The organism is Psychrobacter sp. 28M-43 (assembly GCF_014770435.1).
Lineage (GTDB): Bacteria > Pseudomonadota > Gammaproteobacteria > Pseudomonadales > Moraxellaceae > Psychrobacter.
Genome location: NZ_CP061739.1, coordinates 316,754 through 337,367, shown reverse-complemented (window position 1 = coordinate 337,367; position 20,614 = coordinate 316,754). Strand labels below are relative to the sequence as shown.

16 protein-coding genes, 3 tRNA genes and 1 pseudogene are annotated in these 20,614 nt (G+C 41.1%); all 20 read right to left on the bottom strand.

The features are described from left to right. Positions 1 to 4: 4 nt before the first annotated feature. Complete coding sequence (locus IEE84_RS01475; RefSeq protein WP_191114648.1) at positions 5 to 448, bottom strand: pilin; 444 nt, start codon at positions 446 to 448, stop codon at positions 5 to 7. A 368-nt stretch (positions 449 to 816) separates the two neighbouring features. Further along, positions 817 to 1,269 carry a type IV pilin protein gene (locus IEE84_RS01470; RefSeq protein ID WP_323969846.1) on the bottom strand — a complete coding sequence of 151 codons (453 nt, stop codon included), beginning with the start codon at positions 1,267 to 1,269 and terminating at the stop codon, positions 817 to 819. Between the two features lie 77 nt (positions 1,270 to 1,346). Then, positions 1,347 to 1,853, bottom strand: a complete 507-nt coding sequence (locus IEE84_RS01465) for a type IV pilin protein (protein ID WP_191114646.1) — start codon at positions 1,851 to 1,853, stop codon at positions 1,347 to 1,349. 1 nt (position 1,854) lies between these two features. Further along, a complete protein-coding gene (locus IEE84_RS01460; RefSeq protein WP_191114645.1) occupies positions 1,855 to 5,928 on the bottom strand; it encodes a pilus assembly protein in 4,074 nt (1,357 codons plus the stop codon). Between the two features lie 82 nt (positions 5,929 to 6,010). Beyond that, entirely contained in the window at positions 6,011 to 6,667 is a 657-nt protein-coding gene (locus tag IEE84_RS01455; protein ID WP_224737837.1) for a hypothetical protein, read from the bottom strand. A gap of 3 nt (positions 6,668 to 6,670) precedes the next feature. Next, positions 6,671 to 6,715 (bottom strand): annotated as a pseudogene (locus tag IEE84_RS13230) (hypothetical protein); the annotation flags it as partial. 98 nt (positions 6,716 to 6,813) lie between these two features. Next, the gene (locus IEE84_RS01450; RefSeq protein WP_191114643.1) at positions 6,814 to 7,923 is read right to left on the bottom strand and encodes a PilW family protein; all 1,110 of its coding nucleotides are present in this window, start codon (positions 7,921 to 7,923) and stop codon (positions 6,814 to 6,816) included. 1 nt (position 7,924) lies between these two features. Further along, the gene (gene pilV, locus IEE84_RS01445) at positions 7,925 to 8,515 is read right to left on the bottom strand and encodes a type IV pilus modification protein PilV (RefSeq protein ID WP_191114642.1); all 591 of its coding nucleotides are present in this window, start codon (positions 8,513 to 8,515) and stop codon (positions 7,925 to 7,927) included. Then, the gene (locus IEE84_RS01440; RefSeq protein ID WP_224737835.1) at positions 8,512 to 9,030 is read right to left on the bottom strand and encodes a pilus assembly FimT family protein; all 519 of its coding nucleotides are present in this window, start codon (positions 9,028 to 9,030) and stop codon (positions 8,512 to 8,514) included. Before IEE84_RS01440 ends, pilV begins: the two co-directional genes overlap by 4 nt. 325 nt (positions 9,031 to 9,355) lie before the next feature. Next, positions 9,356 to 10,192, bottom strand: coding sequence for a ComF family protein (locus IEE84_RS01435; protein ID WP_224737834.1), 837 nt, complete (start codon positions 10,190 to 10,192; stop codon positions 9,356 to 9,358). Positions 10,193 to 10,267: 75 nt separating this feature from the next. Next, a complete protein-coding gene (locus tag IEE84_RS01430; RefSeq protein ID WP_191114641.1) occupies positions 10,268 to 11,716 on the bottom strand; it encodes a phospholipase A in 1,449 nt (482 codons plus the stop codon). Between the two features lie 384 nt (positions 11,717 to 12,100). After that, a complete protein-coding gene (gene dsbD, locus IEE84_RS01425) occupies positions 12,101 to 14,230 on the bottom strand; it encodes a protein-disulfide reductase DsbD (RefSeq protein ID WP_191114640.1) in 2,130 nt (709 codons plus the stop codon). 47 nt (positions 14,231 to 14,277) lie between these two features. After that, a complete protein-coding gene (locus tag IEE84_RS01420) occupies positions 14,278 to 14,733 on the bottom strand; it encodes a protein-disulfide reductase DsbD domain-containing protein (protein WP_224737833.1) in 456 nt (151 codons plus the stop codon). 338 nt (positions 14,734 to 15,071) lie between these two features. Next, positions 15,072 to 15,509 (bottom strand): type II secretion system major pseudopilin GspG, encoded by a 438-nt coding sequence (gene gspG, locus IEE84_RS01415; protein ID WP_102094728.1) that lies wholly within the window; start codon positions 15,507 to 15,509, stop codon positions 15,072 to 15,074. Between the two features lie 527 nt (positions 15,510 to 16,036). After that, positions 16,037 to 17,239: a type II secretion system inner membrane protein GspF gene (gene gspF / locus IEE84_RS01410; RefSeq protein ID WP_191114638.1), complete on the bottom strand. Its 1,203-nt coding sequence runs from the start codon at positions 17,237 to 17,239 to the stop codon at positions 16,037 to 16,039. Positions 17,240 to 17,322: 83 nt separating this feature from the next. Beyond that, a complete protein-coding gene (locus IEE84_RS01405; protein WP_191114637.1) occupies positions 17,323 to 18,384 on the bottom strand; it encodes a hypothetical protein in 1,062 nt (353 codons plus the stop codon). 320 nt (positions 18,385 to 18,704) lie between these two features. Further along, the gene (locus IEE84_RS01400; protein ID WP_191114636.1) at positions 18,705 to 19,637 is read right to left on the bottom strand and encodes an AraC family transcriptional regulator; all 933 of its coding nucleotides are present in this window, start codon (positions 19,635 to 19,637) and stop codon (positions 18,705 to 18,707) included. Positions 19,638 to 20,084: 447 nt separating this feature from the next. After that, positions 20,085 to 20,160: transfer RNA gene (locus IEE84_RS01395), tRNA-His, on the bottom strand. Positions 20,161 to 20,201: 41 nt separating this feature from the next. Continuing rightward, positions 20,202 to 20,278: transfer RNA gene (locus IEE84_RS01390), tRNA-Arg, on the bottom strand. Positions 20,279 to 20,383: 105 nt separating this feature from the next. Further along, positions 20,384 to 20,460, bottom strand: a tRNA-Pro gene (locus IEE84_RS01385). Positions 20,461 to 20,614: the final 154 nt, after the last annotated feature.

The window sequence follows — 20,614 nt, the reverse complement described above, 5'->3', positions numbered from 1 at the left end:
AATATTAGCTAGGAGTAACAAGACCAACTGTACAAGATTTAGGTGCTGACTCTTCAGGAACATTAGTTGAGCATGTCCACGCACCAATTGCACTGTCTGTATCTCCATCACGAGTCCATTGAATGGTATCACCATTAATGGAAGAAGTACCTACTAAAGTACATGCAATTGTAGATTTGCCAGTCGCTATTACACTAGATGTAATTGCAGAGCAACGGCTAGTCGAACCCTGTATACCAAGATCAGCGGTAGTAAGAGTATCAGAAATACCCTCTGCCAACTTTGCTTCAGCATTAGTTTTCGCTGGTGAAATCTCTGCTAATCCCGCAGCTACTTGTGATTTAGCGGTATAGCCTTGATAAGCAGGAATAGCGATCGCAGCCAAGATACCGATAATAGCGATAACGATCATTAGTTCGATTAGGGTAAAACCTTTTTGAGCGTTCATAGATATGTCCTTTGGAGTAAGACGATAACAAGTCGGTTGATACGCTATTTGGTATCACCATCTGCCATCTATTATAGATATGGAGTTGTTAGTTTGAGTAGTTATTTAATTTACTCATCTAACCTTCGTACTATTATTGTTGCAGGTAACGTGCCAACTTATTATCGTTAACCTAATTATTATTATAAACAATATGTTTTTTATTGATACCTATACTATATAGATGCTTATATTTTTGGTATTTGATAACTATCTGTGTAAATATCACTACTAAATTACTAAAAATTGTCAGTTCATGTAAATTGTAATTATTTACCGTAAGTATGATGACATTTTTTGTCAGTTTATTGTTTAGTAAAACTTAAATATTATTTACTCCATTCATTATCTTTGCCACATTTTTCTGTAGTTCCTATAATTCGGCATTTAATACCTCGGTCATCCAAAGTCAGACTACCATCATTTGCCATACGTCGACCGGTAACTGGTATTGCTATAATAGTCCAATCACGTCCTGCTAATGTACCAGTGCTTGTCGTCCAGTCTACCTCTCCCCACGTTCCTGTACCTGCTGTAACTGTATAAAGCGCCGTTCCCGAATTAGGGAAACTTACACTGCCATTTGTAGCAGGAGTATCCAAAAATATAGACGAGAGTGGTATCCTATCATAGCGCTTATAGTTGACCTTGCTTGACTCAATACGACTGGCAATCTGTTGCATTTCACTCATCATATCCGCACGATTGGTCCTTTCTACATACCCTTGGTAACTAGGATACGCTATAGCTGCCAATACCCCTATGATAGCAACGACGATCATTAACTCTATAAGTGTAAAGCCAGCTTGCTTTGAAAAAGACCCAGAGGATATTGCTGTGCTAACCGACCCATTGATTGTTACCATGTTGTCCCCCCTATCCCGCAATTATTACTCGCAATATCAAAACTTATATTGTTGGCACAGCGTACACCTTGGCTGGTAATCTTAAAGCTGCTCGCACCTGTAAGATCGACTGGTGTCGCCATCATTACCCAGTTTGTAGCACGCGCGCTTCCTTCATGTAATGTACTAAATGTTGGCGTACTACCTGTAGTATGTCCAAGCCTAATAATATAGCGTGGATTATTAGTAGGTTGGTTGATCGCTCCAGTATTATCCGCGATACTATCTGATCGAGGCTTAAAACCTTTATAAGTTAATGCTTTAGCTCGCCATTGCTCAAGTTCGTTAGAGAGTGACAGCATTTTACGCTGTACATCTGCTTCAGCATTACGAATGATATAGGCACGATAGCTCGGTATCGCAATAGCGGCTAAAATACCAACCATAGCTATAACAATCATCAACTCTATAAGAGTAAAGCCTACTTGTTTCGTAGCCTTATGGTTTAATAAATGAGACATATCAATGCTCAATCCAACTGAGTGGATTAATACGTTTGTCAGTATTAAAACCATCTAGAGGACTACAAGTAGGACCCGTACAAGTAGGCGGTACAAGATCACAGTTGCCATTTGGACAAATAAGTGTAGGCGTACAAGAGTTACCTTCACATCGATTAACTAGTCCGCTAAAAATACTAGTATCATTAAACTGAGTTACAATATTATCGACAATCCCTGAACCTGCATTAAACGTAGAGCGACTGGTCAGTACATCATTACCTGTGCCATCTAGGCAAGCACCATAAGGCAAGCAAGTACGTTCACGTTGAGTCTCACCTTTAACACCAGCACTACATGCTTGGATCACTTGTCCTTTGTCAGGGTTGTATGAGGAGGACACTAATACTCCAGCTAATGCATCGGGTTCATTAAACATTTTTATTTTGTAAGGACCAGTAGTTTGTGTCGTCTCGTTTAGCCAAGTGTTAAATGGCATATACCATCCTTGGACCGCATTGTTCTGCATATTTTGCTTAATACCATTTGAACCAATATCTGTAGCTGAGAACGTCAGTTTTTGTAGTTTGTTATTTTCATCTGATGCAACTCCAACCTTGTTTACAGGTGTACGCATGCTAATCGTCGTTGCTGTACCAGTTCCATAATAGAATAAATCGCTACGGGTAACATCCTTATCGATAATATTGTATAGAGCGTCAGGCATATTTCTGGTTGCGGTTACTGGATTACTGCGATCTCCCGTCCCTACTGTTACCATAGCTTGTACGCCACTGGCATTACCTGTTGCATTAGCTGCATCTTTATAAGCATACTTGCCGTTATAGAAAGTAATCAGCGGACGCTCATAAATGCGCGGCGGTGCATCACCAGTACCAACTTGATCACTGACATCTAATATTTTTACTACCCGGTCTACTTTGAAATTATCAGTATCAGCATTGTTATTGATATCTGCTCGCCATACTTGACCACCCAAGTCAGCAAAATAAATATGATCTATTAGACCATCATAATTACGATCTAGAGTTCTAATCTGAGTGACAACACTATGCTTAAGGTCATCTGCCTTCGAGTATTGTAATGAAGCAGAGCGAGAAGTACTGTTACTACCAATACCGCTATTACTTGCCCACCATAATAAGTTACCATTGTTTTTTGAAGTATCTACTTTTTCTTCATTATTGGCTTCGGTTATGACCTCACCTACTTGTACCATATAAATGCTGTTGCCCTGGGCAACGTCTTTATTGCTACATTGAGTATCATCCGGATAACTGGTATCTAACTTAAACGTTGGATTCTCATAGCAAGCATCATAGCCACCAGGTAAAAAGCTAACCATGACACGTTTGCCGCCACTTTTGACATAGCCAAGAGCGGGCTTACCCCATGTTTGCCCCATACGAGCATAGGCTTTTTGGTCGGCAGATGCAGCTGCGCTACTAGTAATAGCACTAACACCATTTTTGACACCACTTATATCTGTACTAAGTTTTTTTAAGCGATTAGCGTAATTCGAACCCACACTATAGATTATTTTAGGACTTTCGAAGTTTGAGACGTCTAACGCATAATACATAGAACCGCCCATCCGCAAACCACCTAATGCAAAGCTTTGATCAGATTCGTAAGTATTGACAGTTGTTGCGGCAGCACCGGTACCTGTAGTAGTAGACTTAGTAGTATAAGAGGCATAAGTTAACCAAGGGGCATCGACACCGTATGGATAACTACCATCTTCTGCAGAACCACTACCAGTGAGTGCTTTAGGTTGCAAATCAAGAATCTGTTTTGGTACAAAAGTAAAGGTTTCTTTGCCCGTACTATCGTCGAGCATATGTAGCGCACCGTCCATAGAGCCATAGATAATATAATCTTTACGCTTGCTGGTATCGAACTTGCCAGTAGCATCAACCGCTACTTCTTTGGTAATAAGCTGCGGTATAGAATGCAAAACACCGCCAATATTCTTTAATGCCTTATTTTGAGTAGACGTGAGCGCTGTGTTATCTTTGATCTTCGCTTCTTCTGGTTCGCTATAACCCATAAAGTTAAGTAGAGCTACTTTCTGCTTATCATTATATGTTGTCGATAAAGAATTAAAGTTTACTGGCTTGTTATTAGCCACTTTCAGATTGACCAGGCTATCACCACTATCGACAAACAAGTTTCTGTTACCTATACCAGTAGTAGCGTTTTCAAATACTTTTTGATAAGCACCACCGATTTGCGGCGCACCGCCATCAGGTCTCGCGGTATCAAGACGACTGGTATCAGTGATTGTATTCCATAAGTCATGAGTGTTTTTTGCAAACAGGCCACTGCTATCAGAAAAGACGAATTTGTTGTCACCACCAAGCAAAGTAGAGTTTTTGACTTTATATTTCTTTAGATTACCTTTCCATAACAATGGTGATTTAGGAATCGGCTCAAGAATAGGTAAGTAGGCGAATTGACGAGATTCTAGCCCCCCTAGACTATCAAGCGGTACCGACATTGTGCCTGCTGATATTGGATCAATTTCCGCAGTACTAACATCCTCAATAAACTTTCTAACACTGTTGGCAATATCTTTTGGCTCTTCGGTGTAATAGAAGCCACCATTACCATAGCCTTCGCCTTTTTCGCCAAGTTTACATAGATTCTTGGCATCTTGACCAATACCGTCAGCATCACATTGATAAACTTCTACCTTCTCCACAACACCACTAGGTCGAGTAATATTTCTAGTGATTTTTCCTTTATCTGTGAGTTGCTTGAATACACTACCAAAGCCAACCGTTGCCGTCGCAATAAGAGTACTTTTAGGGTTGCTTTTGTTATATAAGTTTTTAGAATATTCACCAATACACTCCCATCTAGAAGCTGCCTTGAATGTAGTGCCTGTACTGGTCAAACCAGAGTCACATGAACTGCCCATACTTAACGAGCTACCCGCCAAGCTATTTTCCATCAGGTTAATAGTATCAGTAGTTGATGTATTAGGCTCGCCATCCGTTAGAAAATAAACGCCATACCCATCACACTGATTGGCTTCACCCTTGATAGGAGAATCGTACTTCGATAACTCTGGCTTTACTTTAGTATCATCAGAAGATTGCGAAAAGCCACTTGCTGAATTGGATACGACCTCTCTTGTCTGTGCGCGATAGTAATAAGTTAACGTTCCATTGTCGCTGGATATTGTTATATTTTTACTTGAATCATAAGCTCCTAAGTCGCTCAATTTAAGTTCTGAGAGATCTTTAGCACCACCGTTAGGCCCAATGTTAGATAAATTATTACAGTAGAAATGTGTATTACTATTATACGTAAACGTGGTTGAGCTAACGTTAGAACAATTGTACAAATAGTATTTCTTATTATTATTACTGCGATGCTCTACAGCACCTACTGGTGTATAGACTGTTTCAGTCTCTGTTTTCTGCGTGTTAGTCCCGAGCATATAGGCACCTGCTTCAGCATAGGCATCAGCAGTAGGCGTATTAGTACTGGCACTCAGAGACTTAACTGTCGCAAGTAACTTTCTTCGATTGTCTAAAGTCAAATCTAACACTGGATTAATAATCTTACCGCCATTTTTTCCAGAACTAATATAGAAGCTACCCAGTCCTATTCTATATTTACTTAAATCGACATTCTCACCAAAGGCGGTATTACTCTTCGGGTTGGCAAACATTGGCATAAGCGCCATTTTTAGACGTGACATACGGTCGTAGTATTTTGTAGTGCCTTTTTTTACATAAGTTACATCATACTCATAAGACTCATTTGTTTTTACACCTTTATCATCGTAAAGATCCTGAGTTAGCTTTCCCGAAGTGGTACCATCACTAGAAGAGACAGCTGAATAATCATTGCGAATACTTCTTGTATCCATACTTCCTGAGTTATCGAGCATCATCATAATAGAAGCGTTACCGTAAGTAGCTCCTTGATATATCTCCAGATCCGTCGTATGACCTGCACTACTAGCCATGCAGCCTAATACTACAGTCGATAGTAATTTTAGAGACCAACCTGTAGTAATAGGATGGGCCTTATTAACTTTGATTCTGTTCGGAACTTTCATAATAACCACCCATATACTAATTACTGTTATAAATAAACTGGTACTGTTATATATTGCTACGACAAGTTGAAAAATTATATTCTTAGCTTCCAGATACACAGGTAACGCCAACAGGCTGGTTTATATAAGTCTGCTGTTGCGTTTGATACGGAACACTTAGTGCAGTTAAGCAGCTATCTACAGTATCAGTCCCAGTACGCGGTTGTTTAAAACAACCTGCTATAGAAGTAGTATCTTTGCTCGCAGCATTTCCTAATGGCGCGCTAGATAATGCAGGTATAACCGAAGTTACGTAGCCTATAAAAGTAGTACAGCCAATAGCTGCATTGACCCCTGTTGTAGAAGGTTCAACATCGTTTGACGAGGTACCTGAGCCTTCTTGAGAAAATATACTCGTACTTTCAGGTCGAACAAAAGTCATTTGAGTAATCACGCGACCTTCACTGACATAGTCATTACTATCGTCAGGATTACAATAACCGTTATTTTTAGAGGTCAATAAGGCGTTGTTACGATCCACCTCACTTATTTCAAGGATACTAAATAGCTTAGTACTGCGTGGTCTAACGCAAAAACTGACTTTGTGACCTTCACGTTCGCCACTAGACATATAACCCTTTAGAGTATCATTCTTCTCACGGCTAGCAGCACTCAAGATACGATCCTCTTTTTCAACTTTTAGTAAAGCAGCATCATTGGCCTGAAACAGAAGTTTATTGACTTGGTCGGCTGTTGCCACCTTTAAGTCCGTAGTGCTTTGTCTGACAGCAATCGCCCCTACTATCATAATTAAAATAAGTACTAACAATACTACGATTAATACTGCACCAGTTTGTCTGGATAAACTGGTTGATAATTTAGAATTATTTATAGATTTAGATCTCATCACAACCCCCCTCTAGCATTACGTAATAGCACTGTAGTTTCATAGACATTACGTAAATATGTCGGCCCATTGACAGCAGCACTATTAAGTTTCACATTAGATTTATCAAGAACTGTAAATGCCAACTCACTATTTGTTTGCGGAGTCGCTGTCGGATTGTCTGAACGGGCTAATATACCAATTTGTAGGCTAACGATACGTTTAGCACTAAGGGCTGTTGTAAGGTTTGTAGTGGTGGGAATTGGTATATAGGCAATGTCTAAATTTTGAGGGTCTGTAGCAAAATCTCTACTTGAAGATATACCTAGCTTCGCTCTAAAGTAATCAACGTTAGGTATAATAATAGTACCTGTACCTGCTAGATTATTAGCTGTCCCAGCTGTCTCACCTGGCACGATGTATTCTTTTATATCCATACCAGTTGGGCTTCCAGCAACTGACTCATCATAATCATAAATAGCCGATGCACAAGCCAATCCAGGAGCATTGGGTGTAACTGTAGTATCCATCCGTACAAAGTATCGCTCGATCACATAAAACCCTTCTGGTATTGCAGTACCCTCACAGTCAAAAGTACCAGTTCTATCCGACCTATACTGAATCGTTAACTGATCGCTATTAGTAATACCATCTATGTTACTTATGCTATTGCCAGACGCATTACTTGATAATAAAGCTGCTGGAACAGCCTTACCATTCAATACCAATCCAGATAGATTACCCTGTAACCAACTGACTGGCGTACCAGTACCACTTGGTGCAGTCAGCACTAATCCACCTTGCGGCGTTAAATGATTCATAAAAAACTCATCATAAGCACTGGTTGATTTAGCACCATAGTTCGCTCGTCTTAAATGCTGCTGTATTTGCGAAAAACCAAAGATAGCATTATCTTGAATTTGTGAGCTGGCTTCTTGACGACGACTATTCACCGAGCTGGTATAAAAAATCTGCAATGCAGCAGCTGATATCAATAGACCAAGTACCAAAGCAATCATCAACTCTACTAGCGTAAATCCCTTTACTCTATTAAAAGTTACAGTATGCAAAGTAAGTGTGCTATTACTCGGCACAGCTGATTGTGGATAGTCTCGATGTTGTGGATTCATATTATATTTCCATCATCATACACGTCGCTCTGGCGTAATAATTACCACCAGCCACTACCGTCTTATCTTTATCATCGACCACTCTTTCCGTCAAACAGTCAGTCTCATCATCTGTACCAATAGTAGGTGTCGTTTCCCCCCAAGCTGATATCAAACAATATGAGTACATAATATTAGTGGCTGCATCAGTTCCTATGCCACCAGTATTAGGGCAAGGATGCATCTGTATCTGAAAATCATAACTCTGTAAATCTAACTTGATCCTATAACTTTCGGCTACTGCAAGTTCTGTTGCTGTACAAAGCTTAGTCACTGCTACACCATTTAAGCCACATTGTGTAGTAGGCGCAGTAATAGAAGATGTTTTATTAATTTCGTTTTCATAAGTTTTAATAGAAAAAGGATTTGAATGTATTCTTTCTGCAATGTTTCGCATCATTACCAATGACTGAGAGCGTTCAAAGGATTCATTAGTGACCTTGATAGCTTGTCCTTGCAGTGCACTATAGCCAAGCACCGCGATACTCAGCAATAGCAATGCAATCATAACTTCTATTAGCCCTACACCTACTTGTCTAGACTTAGTAATCATGAGCAGCTTCCGGAGTTTGTAGTACTAATATTGGCAATCTTATTAACACTTACTTGCCTAGGTATAATATTGCTTGAGCCAGTATCGCAAATGGTATACATAATACTTTCATCGCTAGCAATGACCTTGTTTGGTTGAAAGGTAACTGTAGTTATAGCAACTGGAGTACTACCCATAGTCGTGATCGTCACCGTGTTTCTGTCATTTATATTATAAGTAAGTAATGTACCACTGCTATTTTGCACAGTGATCGTTCTAGGATTAGCAGTATTGTTATAAATAACACTAGTATTTTGCCGTTTAATAATACTTTCAGCTTTAGCTTCTTTTAGTGCGCTTTCTATTATGGAAGTAGTCGACTTCACACGCTGATTAGCAAGTTGAGTACTAATACTAGGCGCTGCAATACTCACAATAATGGCAAGAACAGCAATGGTTACCATCAATTCAATTAAGGTAAAACCTGAGCTTACGTTCTTCAGCTTAGGTAGTAGAGTGTTCAAAGATGCATTCACACCGTGTTCCTATTTAAAACTGCGATTATCTGTCTTTTATTTATGGCATATTGATTACGAGTATCTTATATTGTTGCCTTACTACCATGATTTTCTACATATATTTATTTAATAACATGCAATTTTCATTCCACGATATCTAATAAACATCATGTAGAAATGACTACAGGCGCTTTCTGGCCTCCTTCACTCATATATTAGTCCGCCAAAAAACTGCTTAGACATTTAGCTCATAGCAAAAAATTAATATACATATCTATAACAATATAGCGTTAAGGAAATATATTAGCAATAATTAGATATTACTGATAAAGATAAATTGGGTTTAGGATTTGCTGCCATGTGCTAACACATAAGCAGAAATTTGATAACTATCATGGCTGCTATCTTTTGCTGATTTTACAGCTGCAGGTGGAATGAACGCTCGCGCTAATGCTTGTAAGCTTGCACCTGTGGTAGATACATCATCGAATAGTAGTAAGCGTTTTGTAGGAGGCTTTTCGATTAGAGCAAAGGCGTTATCTAAGTTACTAAGACGTTCGGCACGAGACAGCCCTTGCTGACTAACTGTATCGTCAATACGCTTAACGCCTTGCCATAAAGGAATCTGCCAATGTTTAGACAATTGGGCAGATAGAATACTGACAGGATCGAACCCTCGTTTGACCAATCGTTGACTTGTCGTTGGCATAGCAACAATCACGCTGTTATTGCGATGACAACCGTGTGGACGCGGTAATTGACGTATAGCATGCAATAGTAACGGCAATTTCGTCATATCCTCTTGATGCTTAAATGCTCGGATAGCTTGACGTATTGGATACTCGTAGTAAGTAGAGGCTTGGATAGATAGAGATATGCTAGGAGCGATATCAACTTCAAAAGGTCTTGGTAACCAAGTGATATCGTTGTGACAGTGAGCACAAATTAAACCACTGCTCAAATAGCTGTTTGCTTGATGAACGATATTAGTAAGAAAAGAGTGTTTCTTTAAGGCTGTCCGTGTAGGCGGCGCATCCACTATATTATGTAGGCTAGATGGTGCTTGATGGCGCAGTAGTTGAGATTGTGGTGTACTACGATAAATACGGCATAGTTGGCAGCGCATATCCATATACTCTGCCAACCACAGTCCAGTTTGATAAGGTGCTAAGCGGCGCATAAACTATTATTTTTCATAACTTATAATAAAATTTACCTATATTAGAGCCTTTCTCAAATTGATGTCCTTTCTAAATTAAAGCCCTTTCCAATCGTTCAGTACAATACCGAAGCCGATAGAGGTATTTTCATGATTGTAATCAATGATCGACTCACCATAGCCTTGGAATAGCTGAACCATACCATTAACGTTCTCTGAGATAGGATAGATATAGTCGATTTGCGCAGCACCTTTATTGGTACTTGGATTATAGCGCAAGGTACCACTAATGCTCTGATCAGCCGGCAAGTCATACAAGAATTTGATATCACCGTAGCCCATGTAGTCTTCGATATCTGGGTTGTCATCATCGCTATTACTATCACTATTTACGCGAGCCCATAGACGCGGTATGACTGAGAGTCTGCCCCACTCTGCGCCCGCCATGAGATAAGCACGGTTCCATGAGCGTGATAATGGATCATCTTGTCCATTCGAGTGATGCACAGCACCTGCGCCCAGCATACGTAAACGTCCACCAAAAGGTAGATCTGCTGTTACTGGTTGGGTCAGGAATATTTCAGGTTGATAGTCTGTAGCACGGAATGGACGTGAGTTGTCTTCGTTATAAACTTGCCAATGTGATTCTTGAGTATAGCCAAACCATAGGTCAGCACTGGTATCAAACAAATCCTCTGCCACCTTTGTCTTCAAAGATAGTTGGAATTTTAGTTCAGTTTCACGCATCTCGTTAGCAGTTAGAGACTCGGTCTCTTGTGATGGTGTGCTTGGATTTAAATTGGGATCGAAAGTATAAAATAATGGCAACAGATACGTCGGTCGATATGGTCTGACCGTCCAAGTACCACGCTCACTGTTTTTATCTAGGTCGTAAGATAGACTGAGTGGCGAGAATTTTTCGATGTCTGTTTGAGTGACACCGACATTTTCTAAAATCTGTGCCTCGCTATTCGTTTCAGCATCTACTTCTACGTCACCGTTTGCCTTCAATTTGCTGGCTGCTGTTTGCTGATTGGTCATTAAGATGGTATCTGCATCTTCAACTGTAGTCCCACTCATCGCCGTTTGAGACTCAGCCAATATCACTTTTGGATTACCTGAGACCGTACTTTGAAAAGTTTTTGCCAAATCAATTGGTTGTTTGGTTGAGGTATAACTTGGTGTCTTACCTTGTTCAGCTACCTTATCAAAACAAGCAAGGCGAGCAGCACCAGACTGGACTTGAGTACATTCAGAAAACAGCTTGGCTTGCTGAGCAATAAATTCTTTGCTAATTATTGTGCCACTTTGTGTACTCATATCAGAAGATATAGCACTGTTATCGAGACTCTGCGATAGGTCAAGATCCTCATATTCAAACGCAGCTTCAGGTGCTGGCAGCTCGTTATAGGTTTGAGAATCATCAGCAGCTTGTACTTGTATCGCGGTACAACTCAACGCAAGCGCAACTGCAATACGAAGAGGCATATGTGCATTCTGGTAAGACGGCTGTTGGTGACGCTGAGTAATGGTATGGGCAAACATAAGTGTCCTTTATCTAACTAGCATTAGCGCTAGCAGAGTATATGAGGTAATTAATATAGCCATTAGCGTTGTCGCTAAAATAGAATTGACTGAGACTATCAGCTAATCGCAGATATTAGAAGCGGAAAAAATGACAATTGGCGCCCCTGCTGCATTGTTTCTTTATTGTAATGAAAATATAAGTACGATACTAGCTTTATCGACAGTTAAAATAAGCACCTATCAATATAATTACTTATATAACAAATACTTAATAAACATTCCATAGTATGGATTTAATGGCATCAAAAAAGCCAGCATACTTTCTTAGTATACTGGCCTTCTTAACATTCTTAAAAACTTTCGAAATATCACACTGGTTTCTTAAGTGTTCATTGTTAAATATTAGTTGTTCAACGCCGATAATGTTTGCTCAAACTCTGAGCGACCAATCTCACCAACTTGCTGATTTACTAGCTGACCATCAATATAATATAGTAGCGCTGGTGGACCAAAGAGTTGGTAACGAGACAACACGGCTTTTGAGTCTGCTGTCGTCTCAGTGATATCGAGCTTCACTAGTTGCCAATCTTGCATCTGCGCTGGACGATTATGAAACAGGTTCTTGTCCATAATGCGGCACTCAATACACCATTCTGCTGTCAGATCGACAATGACATTCGGATTTGCTGCAACAATGGCATCTAGCTCTACCAGCGTCGTGATCGTTTTATCAGTGGTGCTATCACTATTCACTGGTTGACCAGACGTTGACTGTACCATCATCGGTGCTGCACCCAATGACGCTAATGGATGTAAGCTATCGTCATCACCCAGTGCAGCGCCGACTATTAAACATGCTGCCCAAATACCAGCGATAAGGCTTAATGCTTGGGTCAGCATACGACCTTTACCTAGCCAACTCCATGCCCATGTTGCCACGACCATAAACCATAACGCCCACACCATCAGCATGACTGGCGATATAAACACGCGCTCAATCAATAGCAGTGCCACGGCAAACAGTAGTAAAGCAAAACCTTGCTTGACCCAATTCATCCACTCGCCTGCCTTTGGCATAATCTTGCCTTGAGTAGCACCGATTAAGATAAGCGGCGCTGATAAACCAAAACCTAGCATGAATAAAGCGGCAAAGCCGAGCAAAGGACTACCAATGGTAGAGACCGCCAATAATGCCCCAAATAATGGCGCAGAAACACAAGGTGACACGACTAGCGCTGATAAAAACCCAGCGATCAAACTGCCGCCTGTACTACCAAGCTTACTGTCACCTGCTTGGCTTAGGCCTTGCATCTTTCGACTGATCACTTGTGGTAATCGCACACTGAAAAGACCCAGCATATATAGTGCGAGAAGTATAAAAACAATAGCAAAGCTAATGAGAATAATTGGATTCTGCAGCCAACCAATAATACCTAAAGACTCACCGAATACTGCGATAACAGCACCCAAAATACCATAAGCAGTCGCTACCCCAATCGCGTAACTGGTGGTCAAGATGACACCGCGTTTGACCGTTGGGTTTTGTTCGCGGGCTACAATGTTGGCCACAATAGGTAGCATCGGTAACACACATGGCGTCAAAGCTAAGCCTAAGCCTGCTAAAAATAATAGTACTAATGCCAACCAAGGGTGAGAGGCCAAACCAAAAGGATCGCTATCAACGAAACTGTTGCTCAAGGTACTTTCGCTATTGGCCGTCTCGCCTGTTACGCTGCTATTTGCTGCAGAAATCGTACTCGTCGCTGCACTACTATCTAAAGAATCATACTCTACAGCGCTGTCATCAATGAGATCATAGTCAATAGCACCATCGTCTGTCAGTGCTTGCGCCTCATCAGGCAAAGTATTATCAAGAGCTGTTGAGCTTACTTCCTCTGGTTTCGCCGTAGCACTATTCTCTGAGTCGGTCGAGCTCGCAGTACTCTCACTATCTGCTGATACCTGTGTCGATGCGGCTACAATATTGACAGTCGTATTAATCTTTTCAGGTGGATAGCATAGTCCTGCTTTTGCACAACCTTGCCACCCGACGACGATAGCTCCGTCTTCTATATTCTTGCCACTATCGTTCGTCAGTGTGGTGGTAGCGACCATATTTGCTTGGTCAAATACCAGTACTTTGCCAAATGTTGGATCATCTATCGAATATGGTGTCTGGCTAAAGGTAAAAGGTGCCGCCGTCACGCCAGCGGGTAGCGTAAGTTTGATTTGCTTTTTATAGACGTAATGTTCAGGGGTGATATCGAAATTAATAGATAACCGCGTACCCGATTTAACAGGGGTACTATCTGTACTTACCTGAAACGCTTGATCTACTGGCAAGAACTTTGACTTCGATGAGCTTTCACTACTACCGAAAAGGTCGCCTAACCCTGCCGCTTGTACCGTTGATGTCGTTGATAACCCTGTCAGCAATGAGCCACTAGCGATAGCAAGCGCTAAGATATGGGATTTTTTCGAATGAGTAGATACGCTAGATGATGAGGACTTTGGTGATGTCTTGATGGACATGAATGGCTACCTATTATTACCGATATTTTAATCAATCTGCTCGATATTTATCTGCGTGTCGCAGCAATGTCTATCTTGGTTTTGACTTTTTCTGGTGGATAGCATAGCCCTGCTGTTGCACACCCTTGCCAACCAATAATAATGGGTGCGTTTTTGGCGCCCTTACCATTACTGGTCGTCAGCGTCGTGGTTGCAATGACGCTTCTTTGCGTAAATACAGGAACCTGACCAAAGGTCGGATCATTGATTGATACTGGTGCTTGATTGAAAGTGAACGGTGTAGCGTTTATTCCTTTAGGGAAGCTCAGCGTAAGCTTATCCTTGTAGACATAATGCCCTGGCGTAATTTCGAAACTAATCGACAACCGCGTGCCTTTGGAAGTCGCTTTGGTATTACTGACCACCTGAAAGGCTTCATCCACTGGTAAGAACTTTGATTTTGCCGAGGAGCTATTTTTAAATAAGTCGTTTAGCCCTGCTGCTTGTGCACTGACCGATGTCATTGACAAGACCGTTACTAATGAAGTGCTTGCAACAGTTAGAACCAATTTATAAAGGTTTTTAGAAAAATATTTATTAGACTGTTGGATCAACATAGATGATTACCTTTAATTGCAGTTTGCGATGACTGTTTTGCTGAGCGCCTAGATATATTCATAGCATTGGCTATCAAACTTGTATTGAACAGTAGGCAGTTTATCTACTGATAAAAAATATCAACCAATAAGGGAATATTGGTTGATATTTATAAATTGTTGAAAGTGCATGGATGAACGAATGTTTCATTCTACAAAGCTATATCAGTATCAGAATTTGTTCACTATACGGCTGTTATTAAGCTTTATAGCTGAGCATAAAGATCCGCATCTTGACCTTCACCACCTTGTTGACCATCAGCACCTAATGAAAATAAATCATAAGGTCGCCCTTCACTACCTGGTGCAACATATTGCATCTCATTTTCCCAGCCATCAGTTGGATAGCCACCTTTAATATACCCACCTTCAGGATAGTTTTTTGCATCAGCTGGCGGTGTCGTAAGCGCCTCTAAACCTTGAGCGGTCGTTGGATAGCGCGAGTTATCAACCTTATACATATCTAGCGCATTTGAGACAGTAGCAAGCGCCGTTTCAGTTGTTTTAACACGGGCCTTATCACTTTGACCAACTACTTTTGGTACCACTAATCCAGCAAGAATGGCTAGGATCACAATGACGACCATAATTTCGATAAGAGTGAATCCTGCTTGACCAGACTTTTTTGTCGCACTGCGCTGCATAGCTGAAGAAGCACTCTTATGGTCAGTTACAATATTTGGATGGGATTGCGTATTTTGAATAGCACTTTTTGGCGTCATACTTACTTGGAGTTTGTCAGTCATAGTCATCGCTTTGGTCATCACAGTTATGTAAATAGTAAAAGTGGCGTTCTATTGTGGCTCTCATCAATGATATATCAATGAGCTCTGAAACTATTGTCACTATAAACCATGGTTTTATTTTTATCCAGCGCTGTACCTAGTTTGAATTTGGGTTTGCTATTTTAGCCAAAGCTAAATATTAAATGACACCAACTGTATGACTATTAAACCGTGCTTACTATAGCGCGGCGCTGGTGTTTGCCATAGCAAAAATAGCGTTCGTTCAACAATATACAACAGTAAGCAAACCTTAAGAAAGCTATTCCAAGGTTTAGCAAGTAAGTCAGGTGATATGAATAGAGTAAAAGAGAACTAAATAGAGGTTTTGGAGATAGGAAGCTGTCTGTATGTAAAAAGTATGATAAATCATCGGCTAGCGAATTAACTTAGCCTGCTAAATCGTTCATATTAACGATAGGTAACATAACCGCCATTACAATAATCATAACTACTACGCCCATCAACACCAGCATTAAAGGCTCAAGTAATGATAATAAGGTGCTGATAAAATTGGTTGCTTCTGCTTCCTGCATATTGGCGGCACGGCTCAGCATATTTTCAAGCTCGCCTGAGTTCTCTCCACTTTTTATCATCTGTACCATCATCGGTGGAAAGTAAGTAGATTTCTCTAGCTGGCTAGACAAACTAGAGCCTTCTGTGACCCTATCAGCCGCAGTGATAATGGTGTTTTGGATATGCAAATTGGTCATGACCGCAGCACCGATATGTAATGCCTCAATTAAAGGCACTCCTGAGCGTACTAGTATCGCAAGGGTACTGGCAAAACGCGCGGCATTCAGACCTTTGGACAATCTGGCAAGTATCGGCAATCTAAGCACCACGCTATCAATTGTTAATTTACCTGCTTGCGTTTGGGCAAAACGGTAGAATAAAAATGCGGTACTTGCCAATACCAATAATATTAACCACCACCACTGAGTAATGATATTCGATAGCGTGAGAACGATTTGAGTAATCAAAGGCAGCGCTTGCTCAGACTGTTCAAAGACTTTGACAATTTTGGGCACAACGAAACTCATTAACCCCATAATTACCGCGATTGCCATTACCATCAGGACAATTGGATAGACCATAGCCCCTTGGATTTTCTTTTGGAGAGCAAAACGGTTTTCGGTGTAGTCTGCTAGCTGATTGAGGATAAGGTCGAGGTGACCAGATTTTTCGCCTGCAGCAATCGTAGCGATATATAACGGTGGAAAGCTAGCGGCTTGTTGCAGAGCACGTGCTAAGCTGAGTCCTTCCAAGACATGTGAGCGCACTGCAAGCATCAGAGATTTGATGTGAGTCTTTGGAGATTGCTTAGCAACCGCTGCCAAGGTTTCTTCAAGTGGGATACCTGCTGCCAATAATACAGATAACTGACGTGTCAGCAATGCCAGCTCGTATGCAGACGGTTTTTTGTAGCGATTTTTGCGCTGACTCTGTCTGTCATTGACCGGGTTGACTTCAACGGGTGTCCATTGCTTATCGCGCAACTGCTGGCGAATTTGCCGCGCAGAATCCCCCTCTAGCAAGCCTTTTTGGACAACGCCATGGTCGTCAAGCGCTTTGAAATGATAGGCAGGCATGGCAGCAGATATCCTAAGAGGCTTACAGGTAGACAGTTATAATTTATGACTTAATAGAAATTTATTAATTTGACATGTGACGCTTAAAAAAGTGGCGTTGAGTCATTACTATCAGGCATTAAACCTTGTAATAATAAGACATCTAGATGCTGCTGCTGTAGCTTTTTATCAAAGTCATTAACCTCAGCGATTAGCATTCTTTCAATACGTTTATCACTCGCGAAAACACTCAAGCGCGCACAAATAACGGCCAACTGATAAATGCGTTTTTTGCAATAACCGTCAAGACCTTGTAATAATCTAACCATATGCGGGGTTTCAAGACTGGCGTAATCATAGTCAGCCACGACTTGCTGGCCAAGGGCTGTGACGCCATAAGTAATCGACAAGTGAGCACAATAATAACAGCTGAATAAATAACCAACCACATGACCGATATAATAGCCTCGATCGTAGGTAAAGCTACTCACGCCAAAATGCCCAAGTACATAACTGTTGAGGCTACCTTGGTCACGAATTGGCTTGCCGTGCTTTAACTTACCGACTGTAGCAAAGCACAATGGATTGCGACCATCTTGAGTCGTCAGCTGCCAACCGGCGGGCTGCTGTGCAGGCATATGACGCACGATATCTGCAATAATATCATCGACCACATGCAGCTGCTGCCAGAGTCTTTCGAGCGTATCCGTATCCATCAACCCACGTTTATCAAGCTGCTGCGCAAGTAAATATTGCTGATATTCTGCGAATTGTGGCTTCAGGGTTTGTACTAAGTAAGTAGGACGCGTATTGGCAGATGCCATATATAACAGTCGAGTACGCTCATGCTGAGCACGATAAAGCGCAACACGCTGCGTAGCGATATTGGTTTCTTGAGCCACAGGTTTTGCAGCTACTGTAAGACTATCGGATGACTCAGATATTACTGCTTCAGTTGCTACCGCATCGATACCTGACAAAGTAAACATCGTCAATAATGCCGCCTTATCAGGTGTCTCTACCGGCTCATTTTTCGGCGCATCTTTGCCGACATGCGGGTTCTCTATAGCAGTGTTTTTATCAACATTACTTTCTGTTTTAGCAGTTGCAGCAGCCTCTTGTTGGCCATTGTTTCCTGCATTTAGCTTTGCGGTCGGTTCAGTCATAACATACCATCAGCAGCGAAAATAAACATCGTCTCAATCCTTTTATATGCTTATCGTATAAGGACATATAACGCGCTACAACATCAACGCTTTTGTCTCGACGACTCATCAACCCATAGTACCTGAACACAGACTCATTGTCAGCTGCCCTTAACTAAAATAGCCATAGCAAGTTACCAAGGGCCTTATAGATATGAGTGACTCAACATCTACAAATAACAAGTATTCACAAATTAAAAAAAGCGCCAAGGACATATAGATGACCTTAGCGCTTCTAATCGAGATTCTACTTAAATAACTTAAATAAACAGCAACTGAAGCTATGCAAGATTGTTCTGTCGATACTGCTGACGGTATGCTTTTGGCGAGACACCATACACACGTTTAAACGCCTGACTAAAAGTCGAGTCTGAGGCATAACCCACCATCTCGCTAATACGGCTAATACTGTTTTGCTGTAAACGTAAATAGCGAGCCGCCAATCGTAAGCGGTAATCGATCAGATAAGTCAGTGGTGGCATACCAACGGTGTCTTTGAAACGCTGTGCAAAGCTAGAACGTGACATCCCTGCTACTTCGGCAAGCTGATGAATAGTCCAGCTTTCACTCGGTGCCCCATGCATTGCGGCTAGCGCCTTGGTCAAAAACGGATCCTTCATGGCTTTGAGCCAGTTTTCTGTAGCTTCAGGCAAGCTTTCAATATACACACGCAAACATTCAATCATCATGATGCTTGCCCAATGATTGATTACAGCCGTTTTTCCCATACGCTCACGCTCAGCTTCTAGCGTTAGCAGCTTTATCTCTACATCGATCACTTCAAACCGACCATCAGCATCATTGAGCTCAGGTAATATCGGTGGCAGTACTGACAACAGAGGATTAATCATCTCTTTGTCGTATTTGCATTCGATCAGTATCAAAGATGAATTGGGGTCTCCATCACCATCGATATCAAGTGTACGCTCAGTGCAATTGCTCAATAGTTCATCAAGCGACTCAGCAACATCGCCATGGTGATTAAGTGCGTAACTCACATGCTTGTGCGCATTCGGAATCATAATCATGTCGCCAGCGCGAGCTTCCCGTAGACCATTACCGACATCGATGCAAAAACCGCCAGACATTACTAAGTAAAATAAAATGGTGTCTTTTCTAGTAATAGAATAAGACCAATTGCCAGTGCCATTTAGACGGTAATACTTAGTCTCAAATAAATGCACGTTTTGCAGCAATACACTCAGTGCGTCCATCAATCAATTCCTCAATAATGCAGATTAATAACGATTCATCTTAAAAAAATAATAGTATTCTTAATAACAAGTTCTGTCGGTTTGCTCTATGCCAATGCGTGCTCCAATAAATAATTTTTATTAAGTACGATGGATGTGATAACACTTGAGCATAATGCATCATTTAAAACGTCATGTCTATTTACTTATTAGAATTACTAAACAATAATAGAGGAGACACAGTCACGCTAGGCCTCAAGGAAAACCTACAGGAAATGTTGATAAGAATTTGGAGGATTATCTAGTATTGAAGGTGCTATCAAACTCAATCTGTTTAATATTATAAAGATAATATAGAGATAAAATCGAATAGGCATAAAAAAATCGCCATCAAGGGCGAGTGCTATTACTGATATATTTTTAGATTAAGAGATATGATTTGTATGTAGATATATACAAAATAAAATATGGGGCGACTGATGGGACTCGAACCCACGACAACCGAGATCACAACCCGGGGCTCTACCAACTGAGCTACAACCGCCATAACTATTGCCAAAGAATAGGCAAGATTTGCAGGCTAAATGGTGCGCCTGGCAGGATTCGAACCTGCGGCCACCTCCTTAGAAGGGAGATGCTCTATCCAGCTGAGCTACAGGCGCTCTTAGAGGACTTTTATATACTAAGCTTACTTTACGATATATTTTACTATATCAGAAACTAAACCGTTATACATAAAAAAAAGCCTGTAAGGCTCTTAAAATAGATGGTCGGAGTGATAGGATTCGAACCTACGACCCTCTGGTCCCAAACCAGATGCGCTACCAAACTGCGCCACACTCCGAAATTCTCTATTATCACGATAGTTTGTCAATCAACTCGTTGTTGGCAATGCCGCTAACTTGTTAATGTTCCTCGCTATCGAGGTGCACATATTAAGGGGTAAAGGCGATTGTGTCAACACCTATTTTCGATTAATTTCAAATAATCGCTAATTT